General features: G+C 61.6%; 18 protein-coding genes. 5 read left to right on the top strand and 13 right to left on the bottom strand.

Features of this window, described 5'->3' with window-relative positions:
• Positions 1–5 precede the first annotated feature (5 nt).
• Together ACR0AO_RS10010 and ACR0AO_RS10005 are read right to left on the bottom strand one after the other, a co-directional pair.
• Positions 6–800 carry an ABC transporter permease gene (locus ACR0AO_RS10010; protein WP_480602999.1) on the bottom strand — a complete coding sequence of 265 codons (795 nt, stop codon included), beginning with the start codon at positions 798–800 and terminating at the stop codon, positions 6–8.
• Positions 797–1,660, bottom strand: coding sequence for an ABC transporter permease (locus ACR0AO_RS10005; RefSeq protein WP_480602998.1), 864 nt, complete (start codon positions 1,658–1,660; stop codon positions 797–799). The genes ACR0AO_RS10010 and ACR0AO_RS10005 overlap by 4 nt, the downstream gene beginning before the upstream one ends.
• 189 nt (positions 1,661–1,849) lie before the next feature.
• On the opposite strand from ACR0AO_RS10005, the gene ACR0AO_RS10000 reads away from it, so the two are divergent.
• The gene (locus ACR0AO_RS10000; RefSeq protein ID WP_480602997.1) at positions 1,850–2,506 is read left to right on the top strand and encodes a TetR family transcriptional regulator C-terminal domain-containing protein; all 657 of its coding nucleotides are present in this window, start codon (positions 1,850–1,852) and stop codon (positions 2,504–2,506) included.
• A 99-nt stretch (positions 2,507–2,605) separates the two neighbouring features.
• Here the strand turns inward: ACR0AO_RS10000 and ACR0AO_RS09995 are convergent, their stop codons facing one another.
• From ACR0AO_RS09995 to ACR0AO_RS09980, 4 genes are read right to left on the bottom strand one after another with little or no spacing between them, the layout of a single operon-like run.
• A complete protein-coding gene (locus ACR0AO_RS09995; RefSeq protein WP_480602996.1) occupies positions 2,606–3,880 on the bottom strand; it encodes a bifunctional folylpolyglutamate synthase/dihydrofolate synthase in 1,275 nt (424 codons plus the stop codon).
• The gene (gene accD, locus ACR0AO_RS09990) at positions 3,877–4,812 is read right to left on the bottom strand and encodes an acetyl-CoA carboxylase, carboxyltransferase subunit beta (protein WP_480602995.1); all 936 of its coding nucleotides are present in this window, start codon (positions 4,810–4,812) and stop codon (positions 3,877–3,879) included. The genes ACR0AO_RS09995 and accD overlap by 4 nt, the downstream gene beginning before the upstream one ends.
• 59 nt (positions 4,813–4,871) lie before the next feature.
• Complete coding sequence (locus tag ACR0AO_RS09985) at positions 4,872–5,771, bottom strand: CPBP family intramembrane glutamic endopeptidase (protein WP_480602994.1); 900 nt, start codon at positions 5,769–5,771, stop codon at positions 4,872–4,874.
• Entirely contained in the window at positions 5,761–8,871 is a 3,111-nt protein-coding gene (locus ACR0AO_RS09980; RefSeq protein WP_480602993.1) for an ABC transporter transmembrane domain-containing protein, read from the bottom strand. Before ACR0AO_RS09980 ends, ACR0AO_RS09985 begins: the two co-directional genes overlap by 11 nt.
• 274 nt (positions 8,872–9,145) lie before the next feature.
• Between ACR0AO_RS09980 and ACR0AO_RS09975 the strand changes: the two genes are divergently transcribed.
• The 4 genes from ACR0AO_RS09975 to ACR0AO_RS09960 all read left to right on the top strand — a co-directional run bounded on the left by ACR0AO_RS09975 (position 9,146) and on the right by ACR0AO_RS09960 (position 12,318).
• The gene (locus ACR0AO_RS09975; protein WP_480602992.1) at positions 9,146–9,907 is read left to right on the top strand and encodes a DUF6478 family protein; all 762 of its coding nucleotides are present in this window, start codon (positions 9,146–9,148) and stop codon (positions 9,905–9,907) included.
• A 12-nt stretch (positions 9,908–9,919) separates the two neighbouring features.
• Entirely contained in the window at positions 9,920–10,279 is a 360-nt protein-coding gene (locus ACR0AO_RS09970) for a hypothetical protein (protein ID WP_480602991.1), read from the top strand.
• A gap of 170 nt (positions 10,280–10,449) precedes the next feature.
• Positions 10,450–10,668, top strand: a complete 219-nt coding sequence (locus tag ACR0AO_RS09965; RefSeq protein ID WP_480602990.1) for a hypothetical protein — start codon at positions 10,450–10,452, stop codon at positions 10,666–10,668.
• A gap of 6 nt (positions 10,669–10,674) precedes the next feature.
• The gene (locus ACR0AO_RS09960; protein WP_480602988.1) at positions 10,675–12,318 is read left to right on the top strand and encodes a hypothetical protein; all 1,644 of its coding nucleotides are present in this window, start codon (positions 10,675–10,677) and stop codon (positions 12,316–12,318) included.
• Between the two features lie 54 nt (positions 12,319–12,372).
• Here ACR0AO_RS09960 and ACR0AO_RS09955 read toward each other — a convergent pair whose 3' ends face one another.
• From ACR0AO_RS09955 to ACR0AO_RS09925, 7 genes are all read right to left on the bottom strand, one after another.
• Positions 12,373–13,707, bottom strand: a complete 1,335-nt coding sequence (locus ACR0AO_RS09955) for a S41 family peptidase (protein ID WP_480602986.1) — start codon at positions 13,705–13,707, stop codon at positions 12,373–12,375.
• Between the two features lie 6 nt (positions 13,708–13,713).
• Positions 13,714–14,847 (bottom strand): murein hydrolase activator EnvC family protein, encoded by a 1,134-nt coding sequence (locus tag ACR0AO_RS09950; protein WP_480602984.1) that lies wholly within the window; start codon positions 14,845–14,847, stop codon positions 13,714–13,716.
• A complete protein-coding gene (gene gpmI / locus ACR0AO_RS09945; protein ID WP_480602982.1) occupies positions 14,844–16,361 on the bottom strand; it encodes a 2,3-bisphosphoglycerate-independent phosphoglycerate mutase in 1,518 nt (505 codons plus the stop codon). The genes ACR0AO_RS09950 and gpmI overlap by 4 nt, the downstream gene beginning before the upstream one ends.
• A 33-nt stretch (positions 16,362–16,394) precedes the next feature.
• On the bottom strand, positions 16,395–17,138 hold the full coding sequence (locus ACR0AO_RS09940; protein ID WP_480602980.1) for a DUF6629 family protein: 744 nt from the start codon (positions 17,136–17,138) through the stop codon (positions 16,395–16,397).
• A gap of 65 nt (positions 17,139–17,203) precedes the next feature.
• Positions 17,204–17,770 (bottom strand): hypothetical protein, encoded by a 567-nt coding sequence (locus tag ACR0AO_RS09935; protein WP_480602978.1) that lies wholly within the window; start codon positions 17,768–17,770, stop codon positions 17,204–17,206.
• Positions 17,767–18,414 (bottom strand): TVP38/TMEM64 family protein, encoded by a 648-nt coding sequence (locus ACR0AO_RS09930; RefSeq protein WP_480602976.1) that lies wholly within the window; start codon positions 18,412–18,414, stop codon positions 17,767–17,769. Before ACR0AO_RS09930 ends, ACR0AO_RS09935 begins: the two co-directional genes overlap by 4 nt.
• Before the next feature lie 96 nt (positions 18,415–18,510).
• Positions 18,511–19,272, bottom strand: coding sequence for a nuclear transport factor 2 family protein (locus tag ACR0AO_RS09925; protein WP_480602974.1), 762 nt, complete (start codon positions 19,270–19,272; stop codon positions 18,511–18,513).
• Between the last annotated feature and the right edge of the window lie 9 nt (positions 19,273–19,281).

Here is a 19,281-nt window from a genome sequence, read left to right as displayed (position 1 = left end):
TTGTTTCAATCCGAAGATCGCGTGGAACGGCGGCGGAAATATTCGGCGATCAGCAAAAGCAGGACCGAGGACATCAAAAGCAGCGACCCCAGTGCCAGCGTGTTGGGCAGCTTGGCCGGGAACCGGATCTGGCTCCAGATATAGACCGGCAGGGTCGGGCTGTTTCCGGACAGGAAAAAGGCCAGCACAAATTCGTCGAAGGACACGGTAAAGGTGACCAGCAGGCTGGCGACGATGCCCGGTGCAACAATCGGCAGCGTCACGCGCCGAAAGGTTCCGACAACGCTTTCTCCGAGATCGAATGCCGCCTCTTCCAGCGACTGGTCGAAATCGTCAAATGCGGATTTCATAATCGACACGGCAAATGGCAGGGCCACAAAGACATGGCCGAGGATGACCGTCGTCAAAGATGGCTTTAGCCCGATGCTGATGAACAGGACCAGCATGGAACTGGCAACGATGATGCCGGGAATGACCAGCGGCAGCATGACCAGACCTTCGGATACCTCGCGCCCCCTGAAACGATAGCGAACATAGGCGCGGGCAGCGAACAGGCCCAGCGACGTGGCCATCACCGCGGTCACACTGCCAACGATCAGCGAGTTCACCATCGCCTGCAACAGCGTGTCCTGCTGACCCAGTTGCGCGTACCATTTCAGCGTGAAGCCCTTGAGCGGAAAGGCCACGATTGTCCCGTCATTGAACGAGAACAGCGGCAAAAGCAGAACCGGCAGATACAGAAACACCAGATAGGCGACCGCATAAACAAGCAGCCAGGGGATCTGAATGGTTTTCGTCATCTGATCCTCCGGCCCAATGCGGTCACGACCGCCACGAACAGGACCGCGACACAGCCGACCGAAAGCATCGCCAGCAACGACAGCGTTGCGCCCAATGGCCAGTTGTTGGCGGCGCCGAACTGCACCTGGATCAAGTTGGCAACCATCTTGCCCTGCGAGCCCCCGACCAGCGCCGGAGTGACATAATCGCCGACAGTCGGGATGAAAATGATCAGACAGGCCGCAATGATCCCCGGCACCGTCAGGGGCAGGGTCACGCGGACAAAACGTTCCAGCTTGCTGCATCCGAGGTCGGTCGCGGCCTCAAGCAGGCTGCGGTCGATTTTCTGCAGCGACACATAGATCGGCAGGATCGCAAACGGTGCCCAGGCATGGGCCAGCGTGAGAACCACCGCAAATTCGTTGTATAGCAGGAAGGTCAGAGGCTCTTGTATAAAACCCAGCGAAATCAGGGCTGAATTCATCACCCCGTTAAAGCCAAGTATCAGTTTCCAGCTGAACACCCGCAACAGGTAGCTGCTCCAGAAGGGGATGGTGATCAGCAACAGCCACAGCGTTTTTTTTCGGGTCCGGAACGCAATGAAATAGGCAATCGGATAGGCAAGGCCCACCGTCGCCAGCGTCACCGCACCCGCAATCGCAACCGACCGGATCATCAGGTGACGGACCAGCGGATCAGTAAACGCCTCCTGATAGTTCGCCCAGGTCAGGGTGCGGTCGATTTCGACATAGGTCTGTGTCCAGAAGCTATAGGCAACCAGAATACACAGCGGCACGGCCACAAGCAGACCGACATAGAGTGTCGCAGGCGCGCTGAGCGCCAGGCCTTTGCCTGCTTCGCTTCTGATAACTCCGGCCATGCTTCCTCGATGAACGCGATTTCGGTGACATTCCGACCGCCATCACAAAATGGACAATCGTCCATTTAAATCTGGAATTTTCTGACGGGCTGTGTCAATAGATAATTTCAGAGGCCGAACCGAAAAAAATGTTCGGGCTCATCGGCCCGCAGAGCAACCAACTGAAAACTAAGAAAACCGACATCTGAAATGACAGGAAAACGCCAACAGATACGTGAACGAAATCGCCTGTCTCTGATTGAGGCGGTCCTCGATTCAGTCGCCGAAAAGGGGATATCGGAAACATCGGTGAGCGAAATCATCCAGCGCGCCGAGCTGTCCCGAGGAATGATTCACCTGCACTTTGGCGGCAAGGACAATCTTGTGGACGAGGCTGCCCGGCACTCATCCGAGCAATATTACAACGGCATTTATGCGCTGCTGGACACGACGGGGCACACCGGTCAGGAACATATCGAAATGATCGTTCGCGGCGATCTGAGCGAGGAGGTTCTTAACAAAAGAAACGTGTCGATCTGGTACGCGTTCCGCGGCGAGGCCAGAAACCGGGCGACGATCGCCGCGTTTTCGGACACCCGCGACGCCAAACTTCGGAACATGGTCTACAATGCTTTCGCGCGCATCGCCAAGGAAACCGGCATCGACCAGCCTTCTCAGATCGCCCGCGACGCGACCCATGGCACGCTGGCGATGCTGGAAGGCATGTGGACCGACTATTTGCTTCACCCGGATTCGTTCGATCGCGTCGAAGCGGCAAGAATTATATTTCGCTTCTTGAGCGCGATGTTTCCCGGACATTTCGATATCAATGGCGCGTTACCTTTGCGCCGGGCCGCACCCGGCTGAGGCCAGGCGGGCGGCGCGATTTTCGAAACGTCGCGGAACCACACTAGGCTGCAACACCCGCAGCAACGCAAGCAACCGTTCAGGTCGAAAGAACGCAGGTCAACCGTTTTCGCGCAAAATGTTCCCCGCCAGATAGAGCGAACCGCAGATCAGGATGCGGGCCTGCGGGTCGCGCGCGGTGATGGCCGCAAGCGCCTCGGCAACGCTGGCGGCGGTGGTGGCGGGCAGGTCGACCCGGCTGGCGGCGGCGGCGGTGGCCTCGGCGCTCAGCGTGTTGGCCTCGCCGGGAATGGACACGCCTGTCAGGCTGTCGGCACAGGCCGCAAGCGGCGCGAGATAGCCGGTCACGTCCTTGGTGTTGAGCATGCCGCAGATCAAGTGCGTGGGCCGTTTCGGCAACCGGCTCAGGACATCGGCCAGCGCCAGACCGGCGGCGGCGTTGTGGCCGCCATCCAGCCAAAGCTCGGCTTGCGGCGCAGCCTCGGCCAGCGGGCCGGTTTTCAGGCGCTGCATGCGGGCGGGCCAGAAAGCGTTGGTCACCGCAGCCTCGTATGCCGCATCGCCTTGGTCCAGATGCCGCAGAACGGCCAGCGCCGCGCCCGCGTTCTGAACCTGATGCGCGCCCATCAGATTGGGCAGCGGCAGGTCGCGCAGGCCAGTTTCGTCCTGATAGACGAGGCGCCCATTTTCCTCCTGCACGTGCCAGTGCTGTCCGTACGAGATTAACGGCGCACCCAGCCGGGCAGCGGTGGCTTCGATCACCTCCATTGCCTCGTCCGGCTGCGGGCCGACGATGCAGGGCACGCCGCGTTTGATGATCCCTGCCTTCTCTGTGGCGATCTTGGGCAGCGTGTCGCCCAGGAACTGCTCGTGATCGATCGAGATCGGGGTGATCACGGAAACCGCCGGTGTGTCGATGACGTTGGTGGCGTCCAGCCGCCCGCCAAGCCCGACCTCGAGCAGGGTGTAATCGGCCTGGGCGCGGGCAAAAGCCAGCAGGGCGGCGCAGGTGGTGATTTCGAAATAGGTGATGTTTTCGCCACGATTGGCGGTGTAGCATTCGTCCAGAACCGCTGTCAGGTCGGGTTCGGAAATCAGCTCTCCGGCGACGCGGATGCGTTCGTGAAACCGCGCCAGATGCGGCGAGGTATATGCGTGAACCTTGCGACCGGCCGCTTCCAGCCCGGCGCGGATCATTGCCTGGGTCGAGCCCTTGCCGTTGGTGCCCGCGATATGGATCACCGGCGGCATCTTGTCCTGCGGGTTGTCCAACGCGGCCAGCAGGCGCCAGACACGATCCAGCGTCAGGTCGATGATCTTGGGGTGCAGCGCCATCATCCGTTCCAGGATGAGGTCGGACGTGGGCGCGCTCATTTCTCGGCTTCGACCTCGGCAGCGGCGGGTTCGGCCTTGGGTTCTTCCTGGGCGGGGGCGGGCAGATCGCCGGCGATCGCGGGCGGCAGGTTCAGCAGCATCCGGGTGATGGTGATCAGTTCGTCCCGCATCTCGGTGCGTTTGGTCACGCGGTCCAGCATGCCATGATCCAACAGGTATTCGGCGCGCTGGAACCCTTCGGGCAGCTTCTCGCGGATGGTCTGTTCGATCACGCGCGGCCCGGCAAAGCAGATCAGCGCGTTGGGTTCGGAAATATGAACATCCCCAAGCATCGCGTAAGAGGCGGTGACGCCGCCGGTCGTGGGGTGGGTGAGCACGACGATATAGGGCAGGCCCGCCTCTTTCAGCATCTGCACAGCGACCGTAGTGCGCGGCATCTGCATCAGGCTCAGGATGCCTTCCTGCATCCGGGCGCCACCAGCGGCCGAGAACAGGATCAGCGGGCGCTTGAGCTTGACCGCTTCTTGCGCGGCGGCGATGATCGCGTTGCCCACGAACATGCCCATCGAGCCGCCCATAAAGCTGAAATCCTGCGCGGCGGCGATGATCGGCGTGCGCCCGATCTCGCCGGCGGCGACCAGCATCGCCTCTTTCTCGCCGGTTTTCTTCTGCGCCGCCTTCATGCGGTCGGGATATTTCTTCTGATCGCGGAAATGCAGCGGGTCGGCGGTGGGTGCGGGCACGTCAACTTCGGCAAAGATTCCGCCATCGAACAGCGCGTTGAACCGGTCGCGCGGAGTGATCGCCATGTGATGGTCGCAATGGGTGCAGACGTTTTGATTTTCCGCCAGTTCGCGGTGGAACAGCATGGTTCCGCACTCGTCGCATTTCTGCCAGAGGTTCTCGGGCATCTCGCGGCGCGAAAAGATCGAATTGATCCGTGGTCGGACGTAGTTTGTGATCCAGTTCATGACGGAACCCTGATTGTGCTGCGTTCAGGTCACATAAGACCCTGCGGCAGGAAATGCAATCAACGCCTGAGGGCAATCCGGGCCGCCAGCCAGGCGGTTATCATCATCGCGAAATCGACGTAAAGCCAATCGCGCAGGAATACGGTATCCGACATCTCGTAGGGAATCAGGAACAGGGCCAGACCGTCCAGACTGCCCGGCAGGGCAATGAAGAGAAGGGCAATCATGTTGTTGAACAGATGCAACGCAATCGCCGGACCCAGGGTACCGGACCGGGCGGTCAGATCAGCCATCAGAAAACCGAACACACCGGACCAGAGCGCGATCAGGGCGGCGTTCTCACCCGCCTGCACCGGCAGGTAATGACCCATCGCGAACAGAACCGACGGCAGCCCCATCCAGATCAGTGGCGACCGGAACCGCGCCGCAAGGCTTTGCTGGAGATAACCGCGAAACAGGATCTCTTCGGCGCCGGTCTGAACCAGGATCGCCAAAAGAGAAACCGGTAGCAAAATAACCCATTGCAGGAACGGCAGGTTCGGTTCAAGCGGAGTGCCCATGTCATAGGGCGGAAGCACCAGAATGGCGCCTCCCAGAATCAGCAGAGCCCGCAGGACGTGCCAGAATTGCCGCAGGGTCTGCCGATACGGCCCGATCACCGAACCCAGCGAGCGGTGCTGCAAGTGCCTGGCAGCCAGCAGGACCCCCAGAACGACAAATCCGAAACTCGCCAGAAGCACGATCATCGGCCCCGGCGCGGTTCCGGCCAGAAAATCCATCACCCACACGTCGGACATCAGATTGCTGACGATGGCGAACAGCATCGCGTTCAGGGTGAACACAACGACCGCCACCAGGATCAGACCCGCCAGCTGCCGCCAAATCTCGGGTCGGGGGCGAACCGGCGCAACCAGTTGTTCATGGGCCGAATAGGCCGGATGGCGACGGTCAGCGCCCATGCATGGCATCCAGATCCGAGGTGAGGGGTTCAGCGGCGGCAGGATCGGATATGCCCATCCGCGCGGAGCGCAACCGGTCGGCCACGTCGACCAGATATCCGGCCACTGTTTCCAGCAATTGCGTCGCCACCGAGGCGTCGCTTTCGACCACCGCACGGAATTCATCGGCCCCGATCCTCAGGAAACTGCTCTGTTCTTCGGCGATCAGGTCGAATTGCCGGGGCAGTCCGGTGATGATCGACAAGTCGCCGATCAGGCGGCCCGGCTCTACGGTGGAGACGGTGCGGGTCCCGCCGCCATTGTCGCTCCAGTTCAGGGTCGCCCGGCCCTCAAGGCACAGGTAGGCAGCGTCGGCGGCCTGCCCGCCCGAAAAAATCACCTGCCCTGCCGCCGCATCGTACCACTGCGCCGAAAACGCCAGCAGCCGCTGGTTGCGCGCGTCGAGTTTCGAGAACAGTTCGGTCGAGGCGATGATGTTCAGCTTTCGGCTGAGATCGGCGGCCGCGCCTTCGCCCAATTCAAGCTGCGTGCGCGAAACCCCGTCGATGCGACCGTCCTGGATTTCGATGAACAGATCATATGCTTCGGGATGGGCAAAGTGATCTTCCATGAAGATCATGATCGAATCGGGCAAAAGCTCGCGCAGTTTCTGCCGCGTGCGCAGGCGGCTTTCGGAATCGTGGCTGGCCAGCGCCTTGTCGAGGATCAGAATGTCGGGGCGCTTGATCCCGGCGCGCGAGAAGGCGGCGCGTTCCTGAAACACCGTGGGCAGGTTGGTGCCGCCCAAACCGGATGGAAGGTCATAGATGATCGCGGCGATACGGCGGCGCAAGCCGGCCTCGTTCAACACGTCGGCCACCACGTCCTCGATGTCGTCCTGCCGGGCGCCGGCCATGATGGAAACCCGGCCATAAAGCGCGTTTTCCATGACCGTCAGCCGTGGCACATATTGATCAGGTGCGACCGGAACAAACAGGCCCGTCAGCGAGTTTCGCAATTGCCCCGCCTGCGACCTGCGGATCGACAGGATCTTTTCCTTGTACTTTTCCGGAAAGCTCGGACCGATCTGTTCGGCGGTCAGCAGGAACGGGACGGTCAGCAGCAGGGCACGTTCCTGTTCGTCCAGGGCACGGTCTCCGCGTGCCACCCGCCGCTCGGCGATGTCGAGCAGGCGGTGATACATTTCCGGTTTCATGCCCAATCGGCGGAACAGCGGGTGATCGGTATCGTCGCGCCCGAAGGTCTGCTTGAGCGTCTCGATCACGCCCAGGGCGATATCGCGGGCCTCATCAGCCAGGCCCTGCCCCTCCAGCATACCGATAAAGCGTTTGTCCCCGGCCAGCAGATCGGGCGCGATGTCACGCTTTGGCGAGGCGAAAAGCAGATTGCCGCCCAGCGGCACGGCGGGGTTGAACCGTTCCGGATCGAACCGATGCACCAGATCGGCAAGGCCCCTGGCGGCGATACGCTCGGCAACCTTCGGGCGCAGATCGACCAGCGCCTGGGCCAGTGCCGGATGCATCGCCGGGTTCAGACGCGACCGCAGGGTGCGGCGGAACATGAACTCGTCGATCCCCATCGCCTCGACCAGCTGAAACCACCAGTCGCGGATCTGTTCGCCATCCTCCAGCCCGGCCAGGCCCGGATCCGTCCAATCCGCTTCAAGCCGGTCGACGCTGTTTCCCGCGCGCTGCGCTTCGATCCGGGCGCGGTCCGTGGGGCTTGCGCCATCCGCCCCGTCGCTCTGGGGATATGTTCGCAGCGGCATCAGCAAATTGTCCCCCAGCGTTCCGTCAAACAGGTAGGGGCGCGAATGGGCATAGCCGACGCGGGCAGCAATGACGGCCTGGTGCAGATCGTTGAGCTTATGGCGCGCGACAACGACCTCGCCGCGCGACGGCAACACTTCGCGGGTCAACAATTGCGCGATCGCCTGCCGTTCCGAGGTTCGCGACGACTGAATCGCCACGCGCGCACCCGGAGGGATGGTCAGATCGATATCTTCGAGGATGATGTTGCCGTCCTTGTCCTGAACCGTCACATCCCGCAGCTCGACGGCGCCCCGCAGATGCGGGATTTCCTTTGGACGGCCTTCGAACAGATGCTCGGGGATCATGTCGCGGGGCGCGAACCGTTCAGTGACGATCTGCCAGCGCAAAGACATGTCCTGAACCTGGTTGTAGTAGAACAGCAGCTCTTTCCACGGGTTGGACAGATCCTTGTAGGCCGCCAGCGCCGCCACCAGCGCCCCCACCGTGATCTGACCCCGGATCGCCAGATATCCGCCGACCGAATAGAACAGGAACGGCGTCATCTGGGAGATCAGATTGTTGAGGAACTTCATGAAGAATTTCTTCTGATAGATCCTGAACCGGATCTCGAACAGAGTTCCCAGCCGGTCGGTGAACTGCGCCATCCGGTAGCGCCAGCCGCCATTGGCGCGCAAATCGCTGATGCCGGCGGCGCTTTCGCCGATTTCGGAACTCAGCCGCCGGACTTCTTGAATCCGGTCCTTGTTCAGCAGATTGATCTGGCGCTGCAGCATCGGGATCAGCCACGCCTGCAGCGGAATCAGTGCGACCGAGGCCAGCCCGAACCAGACGCTTTGCATGAACAGGAACATCACGATGGTCAGCATCTGCCCAGCCTGAAACACCGGCTGCGCGACGGCATCTCCCATCAGTCCGCCCATCGGCTCGGCCTCGGAGGTGATCATCGACACCAGTTCGCCCTGGCTGGTGGTTGCGAAATAGGTCTTGGGAAACCGCATCATCCGGCCGATGAGCGTATACCGCAGCCGCCGCAACATACGCTCGGACAGCACGCCCTTCATGGTGTTGATGCGCATTTTCATGACGCCGCTGATCAGAACTGTGGCCAGAAACGCAAAACACAGAACCATCAGATACTGCACCTGAGTCAGTGACATGCCCCACAACTCGATCGAGTCGCGGGTGGAACCGATGGCGTCGTTTATGATCCGCTTGGGCAGTTCCAGCGAAGCATAGAGGAACGGAAAGGACAGAACCGTCAGCGCCAGCAGGACAAGCTGCTGCCGTTTGGAATACTTCCAGATGAACGCGAACAAACTGGGTTCCATACCCCGGTCCCTTTGTTGGCTGGAGCGATCCGCGGCACAGCGCGAAAAACTCTCTGCTACCGGGACAGTGACGGTAAGCACTGCCCCACATGATTACAAGAACGCGCAATTCCCGGTTGCGTCCACGCAGTTCTGCCTGTCGCCATAGCACCGGCAACGTCCGGATCAGAGCGCCGAATGCGCTTTGCCGATAAATTTTCCGCACATTGTCTTTATCTCGCCGACCTTCTTTCGCTAAAGAGAGGCGCAACCGAACGCGCTCAATGGACACGCTATGGACAGGCTGCTGGACCGAATTCTGCACAAACAGGCGATCAAACGCTGGCAGGCCGCCGCCAGCCGGTCCGAAAGCGCCGACCTGCCCGAGCTGCGCACCCAGCGCAACCGCGCCCGGGCGCTGCGCCGCGATCTGGACGCACTTATTCAGGTCGCCGACGGAAGGCTTGCGCGGCCCCGCGTGGGCAGCAATCACTTTCCCAGACCGCACGGCACCGATTGGGCATGGCGGCCCAACCTGTGGCGTGGCCCGCTGCGTCAGCCGGGATTTTCTTCGGCCGCGCAACGGGAACAGGTTGCCGACGATGTCGCCCTGTTCCACGACTGCCCGCTTTCCGAAATCACCTGTCGTCAGTTGCGCAACACGCACGAAGAGGACTTTGCCCCTTTTGGCATCTGTCTTGAGGTGTTCAAGTTCGAAGGTTCGTTCCTGGCGCTGGCCATCGATCTGCCGCCCGACGCCTTGCAGGGGCTGACCCGTTCGCACATGATCCGCGCCGATTTGATCGTCGAAGCCGAACGGCCGGTCGGGATCATTGCGCGGCTCAATGTCCAGCATGGGCCGAATACCGGACAGGTGTCGCAAAACCTGACATCCGGGGCGCGCACCGTCTGCGCGGATTTCGATCTGGCCTATGCCGATATGAACGAGAAACGGGTCGAAAAAATCTGGCTGGACCTGATCATTCAGGATCCGGAATGGAACCGGATCACGCTGCGCGACCTGACACTGTGCCGCCATCACCGCGCCGATCTGTAACCGAGGTCTGAGATGAGCCAACTGACCCTGACGAAAATTCGCCTCGTAGACGGTATGTGGGAGGGCCTGGTGACCGGTGCCCTTCGGCAGCCGCGACTGGACGTGCGCCACCGCGGCCAGCCTGTCGACGGCGTGGCGCTGACCGGGGACGCGGCAGGGTGGAAGGTGCAGATACCGATCCCGGCCCAGGCCGTTTCCGAGGGTGTGAACAGCGTCTTGATCCATGATGCCGAAACCGGCGCGAAACTCGGCGATATCACCCTGATCGCCGGAGAGCCTGCCGCAGATGACCTGCGAACCGAAGTCGAATTGTTGCGGGCGGAGCTGGACATGCTCAAGCGCGCCTTTCGCCGCCACTGTACCGAGACATAAAGGGTTTTGGGCCAGGTTTGAAATTACCGTGAATCCGGGCGACTATCGTTATGGTTTTGGATCATGAGCAAACCCACAACTCAGACCATTTTTCAGCCTGGAACCAATTCCTCCCCAATAAACCCACTTTTGTGATATAATATCTGAGTTTTTTCAACTCGGATCCAATTATGATCAGCTTAAAGAAGATATTTATTGTCTGGATGTTCGGGCTTTTTCTTTTGATTTGCCTGCAGGCCAAGCATGCTTTTGCGCAGGTGCCACCGCACAATCCGGGCGAGATCTGCTTCACGGCCTATTTCTGGTGCTGGGCTGAATATCCCGGGCCGCCGGGGGCCTACTGCGAATGCTGGTACAACGGGGACTGGTATCCGGGTTATCTGGGGTGATGTACCATGGCGAGCGAAGATACCCAAAAATCGTTTGAATCCTCGGAACGCACCGCCGTCCGGGAATTTCTGAAGGATGCGCGGCGCGTGGAAAATTACGCCACCTGCTGCGGATACCTGAATGACGACAAATTCCTGCTGGCGCTCGAGGCCGCGCACAGGGCCGAAAAGGACGGCGGGCTGGCGATCGATTCCGATGAATACCGGACATTGCGATCCGAATTCAACAAGGTGATCCGCAGCATCTATCCGGTCACCCTACTTGATTTGCGCGAATGGAACCCATTCCAAAGCCGCCGGCGCACCCGCGACATTCCTTTGCCCACCCGGGTCCTGCAGGGTACGAAAAAATGGCTCACCAATCTGACCATCGCGGTCGCGGCCCTGGTTCTTTTCGTCCTCACCGGATTTTACACGGTCTGGGCGCAGCGCACCGAATTGCTGATTTCGGAAATTCAGGCCCTTGAAAAGCAGGACCTTGTGGAACTGGAACGCACCTATCTGGCCTGGCTGATCGGGCGGTTGGAAACCAACACCACCCAGGACACGCAGTGGAATTCAAGCTGGAGCGAGGGATCTTCCTATTTCGACAAGATACTGGCCTTCGAGGAAAAGGTCGAAAAGCTGCGACTGGATGTTCAGAGGGCGGAACAGGAAACCTATCCGCTGCAAAAGATGCTGGCCCGGGTCGGCGACTATACCTGTTTCGAGCAGAGGCCCGCAGATGCCGCTTCGGGCGGTTCGGCCGATGGGCCGCCGCGCCCGCACAGGGTGTACCGTGCGCAGTGGCTCAAGATATTTTGTCCGCAGACCACCACTGCGACGCCCTATTTTCAGGCCGGGACAACGGTATCCGCACAGGTTTCGCCAAACGGAGATATGACACCGCAAGCGCTGCTGGATTACTTCGCCGTCATGAGACAGACATTCAGAAGTGTCTCGGACACGGTCGATCTGGGTGGCTACCGCGCATCCTCCGCGTCACAGTCCGCGAAAACGCCTGCACCCGCACCGATTTCGTTCTATGCCGGCTCCGGCATAGATTTCAGCGCCCCCCTCAGGCCGGACCAGTGCGAGGATGAGGTAAAAAAGATACTGGTAAGCATTTCGGACATGCTGACGGTTCAGGGCGCTGGCACGGCGCGCGCCGCAAGCTCTCTGCAAAACCCCGAAATCCTGTTCGACATCACGCTGCGGACCAAGCTGATCCAGTTCATCCGCTGCGCCCGCAAACAGGAACCGCTGTCGCCATTCCATTGGCTGGGGTCCGGCAAGTCGTTCAAGATCGACAACACCTATCAGTTGCAGCGGGAATACCGGGTGGTTTCGAAATGGTGGCTGCCATCGCTGTACGGAGCGTTGGGAGCAATGGTTTATACGCTGGGCTTCATGCTGAGCCGGACCATACCCGACCCCAAGTTCTTCCGCTCGGTCGTTCGGTTGATGATGGGGTCGCTTGCGGGCGTGGCGGTGGTGAATTTCTTTACCCCCGAGGTCGCCAACATGATCTATGTGCCCTTCAAATCCATCGGATTGCTGGCACTGGCTTTTCTGGCGGGTTTCTCGATCGAAGTGGTGCTGGCGCTGCTGCGCAGTATCATCAACCGATGGAGCGAGCGGGTCTCGACCGTTGGCAGCGGGGCGCATTGACCGAAACAGAAAAGGGCCGCCCGGTCGCGGCCCTTCTCCGGATGTCCCTAATTTTCAGTTCTGCGCGCCGAAGGCTGACAGGCCCTTGAGAATATCGATGGCATAGGCCAGCTGATAGTCCTGCTCGCGCAGTTCGGCCGTCGCCTCTGCCTTGGCACGGTCCTCTTCAATCTGGCGAATTTCATCCTCGGACAGGCTGTCATTGTTCAGGCGACCGCGCAGATCGGCCTCGGACCGGGTGCGGGGGTTTTTCTCTTCCTCCGTCTCTGTCGCAGGCTGACGGCGCGGCTGTTCGACAACGATATCCGGGCTGACGCCCAGCGCCTGGATCGAACGGCCCGAAGGGGTATAGTAGCGCGCCGTGGTCAGGCGCATCGCGCCATCGCCACGCATCGGCATCACCGTCTGAACCGATCCCTTGCCGAAGCTTTTGGTGCCCACGACGATGGCCCGGCGGTGATCCTGCAAGGCACCGGCAACGATCTCGGACGCCGAAGCCGAGCCACCGTTGATCAGCACCACAACCGGCTTGCCCAGCGCCAGATCACCCGAGGTCGCATTGAACCGCTCGCCGTCTTCCGGGTTACGGCCACGGGTGGATACGATTTCGCCCTCTTCCAGGAACGCGTCCGACACCTTGATGGCCTGCGTCAGCAACCCGCCGGGGTTGTTGCGCAGATCCAGCACGACGCCGTTGATCTTGTCGATACCGCCCGCTTCCTCGACCTGTTTGTCCAGCCCTTCCTTGAGGTTCGGAAAGGTCTGGTCATTGAATGTCGTCACGCGCAGGACCACACTGGTGCCTTCGGTGCGTGCGCGCACGGCGGTCAGTTTGATCGTGTCACGGATGATCGTGATGTCAAAGGGTTCGGCCTCGCCTTCCCGTACGATGGTGATCACGATCTCGGACCCGACCGGCCCGCGCATCAGATCGACCGCCTTGTCCAGCGTCAGGCCCAGAACGCTCTCGCCATCGACATGGGTGATGAAATCGCCCGCCTCGACCCCGGCCTCGTCCGCCGGAGTGTCGTCGATCGGCGAGACGACTTTGACAAAACCCTCTTCCTGCGTGACTTCGATGCCCAGACCGCCGAATTCACCGCGGGTCTGGACCCGCATCTGTTCCGCATCGTCCGGCGACAGATAGCTGGAATGCGGGTCAAGCGACGTCAACATGCCGTCGATGGCGGCCTCGATCAGTTCGTTTGCTTCGACCTCTTCCACATATTGCGCACGGATGCGCTCGAATATGTCTCCGAACAAATCGAGCTGCTCATAAACGCTGGCATTGTTCTTTGCTTCCTGCGCAAGCAGCGGGCCGGCGATCTGCGTCGTCGCAATCACCCCCGCCAGTGTTCCGGCCAGACCGGCCATCACGAATTTTTTCATACTCGTCTATCCATCCTTGTCCGTTCGGAACCACGCCTCGGGGTCCACCGGGCTTTCGCCCTCTCTCACCTCTATATAGAGCGTTTCTGGGCGATCAGTTCCAGTGCCATCACCGCTTGTTGACAATATTGCGCCTATTTCCGGTGTCGACCCCGCCATGAGGCCGACCGGGCTGCCTGCGGGAACGACCTGACCGGGCGCGCCGAAAACCTCCTGTAGACCCGAGAAAACGAACAGCAAATCGGGTTGCGGTTCAAGAATGATCACATTTCCCAAATCCAGCAAGGGGCCGCGATACCGGATCGTCGCCGCCGTCGGAGAAATCACCAGCGCGCGCGGCCTGGTGGCGACGATCAGACCGTCGCGCCTGATTCCGGCAGCATCCGCCTCGCCGGCACGGCGCAGAACGAGGCCCTGCACCGGCAGCTCGATCCGGCCTTTCTGCGCCGATATGTCAGCTTCGGTCGCCGCAATTTCGCCCGCCGCGATTTCGGACAGCCCGCTGGCGAACCCTTCCAGTGTCTCGGTCGAAGAGATCAGAATCGCGGCCCGAATCGGATCTTCGGTGAAGCGGCGCGGCAGGTCGGTGCGGTCGGCTACCGCCTTGCTGAGTTCCGCCCGCGCCCTCTGAACCCCCGCCAGCCCTGTCGCAAGCGTATCCGCCGCCCTTTGCTGCAATTCGCGCAGGGTTTGCACTTCGTTCAGATCCCGCCTCAGTTCCTCTGCCCGCGCGGTCAGCCCCGGTGTGATCTCGGCCATCATCATCCCGGACCGGGCTGCGCCCAGAGGGCCCGACGGGTGCAGCGTCAGAACCGGCGGCGGTGTGGTTTCGATGGTTTGCAGCACACCCAGCAGATCCGATATTTCCTTTTCGCGCGCACGCAGCTGGGTCGCGAGCTGCGCCTCGCGGGTCGCCGCCTTGCGCAAGCCGTCGCGCATCGCCGCCAGCCCCGCCTCAAAAGCCTGAATGGTCGTGGTCAGCGCGCGCACCCGGTTGCGCGCGCCTTTGGCCTCGTCGAGAGAGACCGAAGCTTGCTCCAGCCTCGCCGCGGCCTCGCGCGCCTCGCTGGCGGCATCGCCTTGGGCATGGGCCGCGCCGGACCAGCACAGCGCAGCCAAAAGCGCCACCCGCAAAGTCATGCCAGCAGGCTCTCACCCGTCATCTCGGGTGGTTTGGGCAGACCCATCAGCTCCAGGATCGTCGGCGCCAGATCGGACAGACGCCCCTCGCGCAGTTTCGCCCCCCGGGGTCCGCCGACCAGTGCGACCGGGACCGGATTCAGCGTATGCGCCGTATGAGGGCCGCCGTTTTCCGGATCAGCCATGGTTTCGCAATTGCCGTGATCGGCAGTCACGATCATCGCACCGCCGGTCTTTTCCAATGCCGCCACCACTTTGGCCATCCCCTGATCCACCGCTTCACAGGCTTTGATTGCCGCCTTCAGATCGCCGGTGTGGCCAACCATGTCGGGGTTGGCATAGTTGGTGACGATCAGGTCATAGCCCGCCTCGATCGCTTCGACAAATTTCGCGGTCACCTCGGGGGCGCTCATCTCGGGTTGCAGGTCATAGGTGGCGACCTTGGGCGATTTCGGCATATAGCGGTCTTCGCCCGCTTCCGGCTCTTCCTTGCCGCCATTGAGGAAAAACGTGACGTGCGGGTATTTCTCGGTTTCGGCGAGACGGAATTGGCGCAGGCCCTGTTTGGCAACCCATGCGCCCAGCGTGTTGGCGATTTCGCGCTTGGGAAATACAGTGGTCATATAGGCATTGTGGCGGTCGGAATACTCGACCATGCCCAGCAGGGCGGCCAGTTCTGGGCGCGGGCCGGTGTCGAATTCGGCAAAGCCCGGCTCGCCGATGGCGCGCAGGATTTCCCGCGCCCGGTCGGCCCGGAAATTGAGGCAGAAAAAGCCGTCTCCGTCCTTGAGTCCCTGGTACCCGGAAAGGACGGTTGGGGCGATGAATTCGTCTGTTTCCGACTGGTTATAGGCATGGTCCACCGCCGAATGGGCGGTGCTAACCGGGCGGCCCTGGCCCTTGACGATGGCCTCATAGGCCTCGGCCACGCGTTCCCAGCGGTTGTCCCGGTCCATGGCGAAATAGCGGCCGCAGACAGTGACGATGCGGGCATCCTCGGGCAGGCGTTCCTCCAGCTCGGCGATATAGCTGAAGGCGGATTTCGGGGCCACGTCGCGCCCATCGGTAATGGCGTGCAGCGCAACCGGAACGCCGGCCCGCGTGATCGCCTGCGCCGCAGCGACGATGTGGTTGAGATGGCCGTGCACCCCGCCATCCGAAATCAGCCCCATCAGGTGCGCGACCCCGCCGGAGGCTTTTGTTTTGGAAACAAACTCTTGCAGGGCGGCGTTCTCAAAAAACGAGCCGTCCTCGATGGCGAGGTCGATCTGGCCGAGATTCATCGCCACCACCCGCCCCGCGCCGATATTGGTGTGGCCGACCTCGGAATTGCCCATCTGACCAGTGGGCAGACCGACATCCGGGCCATGTGTGATCAGACGGGCGTGCGGGCCTTTCGACATGATGGCATCGAAGGTCGGGGTGTGGGCCAGAACCGGGGCATTTGCGCGCGCGTCATCGGACAGGCCCCAGCCGTCGAGAATGCACAGGACAACAGGCTTGGGCGCGGGCATGGTGGTTCTCCGGAAACTGCTCTTGGCGGTCTTCTACCGCGTGCCCGACCGGGGGTGAACCTGCTTTTTTGTAGCAGTTTGTACCTGGTTTGCGGGAGCCATGGTGCGATTTGTACAATCCGCGCTGGCCGGCAACCTGTGCAGCACCCACAGGACATAGCCCGAAAGCACCGCCGCCAGAAAACACCAGATCGAGGTAAAGGCATAGGAGGCGAACAGGAAACCAACCGCGACGGAAACGGCGATCAGACAGCCGAAGATTTGCACCTGCCGATGGCTGGAGCCGATCAGCGGCACGACGATGATGGCGGCATAAACGATCCGTATCGCGGTCTGGAACACTTCTCCGGAAAATAGCCCGTCATATTCGTAGCGGATGGAATGATGCATCTGAACGATATGCAGGCTGTCCGGATCAAAAAGCATCGGCAGGAACAAAACCAGCCCCAGCACGAACCCCGCCACCGACAGCCACGAAAACAGCTTCGCGCGCGCCGCGTCGGTTTCGATCAGCGCCGAGGACAGAGGCACCCAGAAGGGCCAGAACCAATAGGCGAAGAACAGAAAGATCAGCTCGGGCGGCAGGGGCCAGCCCGCAGCGCCATCGAGCGACAGCCAGAGAAAGCCTTCGGACAGTTGCTGTATCCCGAAAAACAGCGGCAAGGCGGCAAGGGCAAGATAACGCCGCCCGGCACGGCGCGCGGCGGCGGTGGTGAAATAACTGCACGAGATCAGGGCGGCGCCGGCGACAAAGCTGGCCTGGGCGGAAAAACACATGGTGAGAGCAACTTACACCGTTCATCCCGATGCGCCACCGGCTGGTTCGGGAAATTTCCGTGCCGTCACTTTTCCGCCCGCGACCGTCCAAGGGCCCTGACGACATGGCGCAGGGCCCTGGCCGCCCCCTTGCGGTCGCCCGCCTGCCATTTGCCGTCGACGATATCCAGGGCCGCGTCGAGCCGCGCCGCCGCCTGCGGGTCGGTCCGCGACCGGGCCGAGACCAGCCGGCCGGCCCGCGCCCGCAGCCCGGTCCAGCCGCTGTCGGCGGAAATCTCGGGCGCGGCGACCTGTTCCAATGGGGGCGGGATGTCCTGCAGCACGACCTTGAGTTTCAGCCCCTGACCATGAAGGAAGCGCTTGATCCGCCGTGCCAGCCGCGGCGGCGGGCGGTTTGCGCAGCTGAGCACCATCACCCTGCCCCGTGTCGTGACCGTGCCATAGGCCACTTTCGGGGTCTCACCCAGATGTCTCGCCGTCCGGCCCATGACCTCCGGGGCGCGGTCGCGATGCATCACCAGAACGCTGGTTTCAACCGATGTGCCCACACAGAAGCCATAGCTGACCGGCCTCTGGCGCGACAGCGACACCATGGTTTTCAGGTCTTCGGCGTCGGGGACCGGCCCGCTCATCCCCACCCCCTGGCCCGGATCAGCCGGTGCAGGCACACCAGAACGACAATCCCCACAACCGAGAAGACCAGCAGCGTCGGCCAGTCGAGGTTGCGCATATGCGCGCCGAGCCAGGTTGACAGCAGCGTGATCGGCAGGATGCCGATGGCGGTTGTCCAGACAAAGGTCCAAAGTCGCACACCGCTCAGACCGGCGGCATAGTTGATCAGGTTGAAGGCGACCACCGGCAGGAACCGCAGAATCAGCAGCGTGAAGGCGCCTTGCCTGCGGGTCCAGTCATCCAGCCGATCCGCCTGCGACCGGCTGAGCCATCCCCGCACCACGTCACGCCCCAGCCAGCGGGCGAGACCAAAGGCCACCAGCGCCCCCGGCATCGCGCCGCACCAGATCAGAACCGCACCGGTCAGCGTGCCAAAGACCGCGCCGGCGCAGATGGCCAGAACCTCGGCCGGAAAGGGCACGAAACTGTGCAGAATCATCAGCCCGATCACCATCGCCGGAGCCCACATCCCATAGCTGCGCAGATAGGCCGCCATTTGCTCGGGCGTGGCGAAGCGGTCGCCATGGGCATAGGCCAGCCACGTCCCGGCCAGCAGGATGGCAAGCACCCCGGCACATAGGATCAGGCGGGCGGTTGTCGTCATGGTCGGTCGCCCCCTCGGCGGATCGGACGACATAGTATAGGGGGCCGCACCGGGAACATCCTATTGATTTCCCATCGGCCTCGCGAAGGTATGAACTCAGAACTTGCCGTTGTCGTTTTTCCAGACCTCGCGGGGCGGAACCGCTTCGATTGTGTCCCAGTGCTCGACAATCCGGTCCGACTCGACCCGGAACAGGTCATAAAACGAGCTGTGTACGCCCCGGCGGGACCCTTCGCATACCGACAGGACGAAATTGCCTTCGGCCAACAGACGGTGATTGCGACGGTATTGCAGCGCATTCGCCCCATCCGCTTGTTCTTCCAGAGCCGCGCGCAACGCTTCCGCTCCGTCCTCCATATCGGGATTATGCTGGATCAGCCGCGCATCGACGAAGACGTCCAGATCGGAGAGATGCCGTCCGATCAGGACACGGTCGACAAAGCGCCCGACCAGATCGCGGCTGGCCTCGGTCCGGTCGGTATCCGTGGCCTCGACCGGGCCGTCGACCATGCTGTGCCCCGAGGGGTTGGGGCCTTGCCGGGGCTGGATGTTGTCCCAGTGTTCGACCGCCTGCCCGTTCTCGAACCGGAACACTTCGAACCCGATGCGGGAGGTGGCGAAATCGTATTCGGTATGGCCGAACACGAAATCCCCGTCCTCGAAGGCCCGCACGACATTGACGCGGGGCGAGGTTTCGGAGAGCCGTTTGAACAGCGCGGCCAGCCCCTCGCTGCCTTCGTGGGTCTGTGGATTGTGCTGAATGTATTTCGCCTCGTTCACCACTGCGACGGGTCCGGGATCGCCGGTTTCGATGCTTTTGAGCAGCGCGCGGATCTTGTCCTTGTTGCTGGTGGTCATCGCGGTTGT

The organism is Ruegeria sp. AF8 (assembly GCF_056541825.1).
The sequence above is the reverse complement of the archived record's forward strand: the minus strand, read 5'-3'. Positions and strand labels throughout refer to the sequence as shown.

Excerpts from the sequence above, each read along its gene's own strand:
- ACR0AO_RS09960 (WP_480602988.1), top strand. The coding sequence starts at position 10,675 with ATGGCGAGCGAAGATACCCAAAAATCGTTTGAATCCTCGGAACGCACC.
- ACR0AO_RS09930 (WP_480602976.1), bottom strand. The coding sequence starts at position 18,414 with ATGACGACAACCGCCCGCCTGATCCTATGTGCCGGGGTGCTTGCCATC.
- ACR0AO_RS09985 (WP_480602994.1), bottom strand. The coding sequence starts at position 5,771 with ATGGGCGCTGACCGTCGCCATCCGGCCTATTCGGCCCATGAACAACTG.
- ACR0AO_RS09935 (WP_480602978.1), bottom strand. The coding sequence starts at position 17,770 with ATGAGCGGGCCGGTCCCCGACGCCGAAGACCTGAAAACCATGGTGTCG.
- ACR0AO_RS09925 (WP_480602974.1), bottom strand. The coding sequence starts at position 19,272 with ATGACCACCAGCAACAAGGACAAGATCCGCGCGCTGCTCAAAAGCATC.
- accD (WP_480602995.1), bottom strand. The coding sequence starts at position 4,812 with ATGAACTGGATCACAAACTACGTCCGACCACGGATCAATTCGATCTTT.
- ACR0AO_RS09975 (WP_480602992.1), top strand. The coding sequence starts at position 9,146 with ATGGACAGGCTGCTGGACCGAATTCTGCACAAACAGGCGATCAAACGC.
- ACR0AO_RS09965 (WP_480602990.1), top strand. The coding sequence starts at position 10,450 with ATGATCAGCTTAAAGAAGATATTTATTGTCTGGATGTTCGGGCTTTTT.
- gpmI (WP_480602982.1), bottom strand. The coding sequence starts at position 16,361 with ATGCCCGCGCCCAAGCCTGTTGTCCTGTGCATTCTCGACGGCTGGGGC.
- ACR0AO_RS09995 (WP_480602996.1), bottom strand. The coding sequence starts at position 3,880 with ATGAGCGCGCCCACGTCCGACCTCATCCTGGAACGGATGATGGCGCTG.
- ACR0AO_RS10010 (WP_480602999.1), bottom strand. The coding sequence starts at position 800 with ATGACGAAAACCATTCAGATCCCCTGGCTGCTTGTTTATGCGGTCGCC.
- ACR0AO_RS10005 (WP_480602998.1), bottom strand. The coding sequence starts at position 1,660 with ATGGCCGGAGTTATCAGAAGCGAAGCAGGCAAAGGCCTGGCGCTCAGC.
- ACR0AO_RS09980 (WP_480602993.1), bottom strand. The coding sequence starts at position 8,871 with ATGGAACCCAGTTTGTTCGCGTTCATCTGGAAGTATTCCAAACGGCAG.
- ACR0AO_RS09970 (WP_480602991.1), top strand. The coding sequence starts at position 9,920 with ATGAGCCAACTGACCCTGACGAAAATTCGCCTCGTAGACGGTATGTGG.
- ACR0AO_RS10000 (WP_480602997.1), top strand. The coding sequence starts at position 1,850 with ATGACAGGAAAACGCCAACAGATACGTGAACGAAATCGCCTGTCTCTG.
- ACR0AO_RS09940 (WP_480602980.1), bottom strand. The coding sequence starts at position 17,138 with ATGTGTTTTTCCGCCCAGGCCAGCTTTGTCGCCGGCGCCGCCCTGATC.
- ACR0AO_RS09950 (WP_480602984.1), bottom strand. The coding sequence starts at position 14,847 with ATGACTTTGCGGGTGGCGCTTTTGGCTGCGCTGTGCTGGTCCGGCGCG.
- ACR0AO_RS09955 (WP_480602986.1), bottom strand. The coding sequence starts at position 13,707 with ATGAAAAAATTCGTGATGGCCGGTCTGGCCGGAACACTGGCGGGGGTG.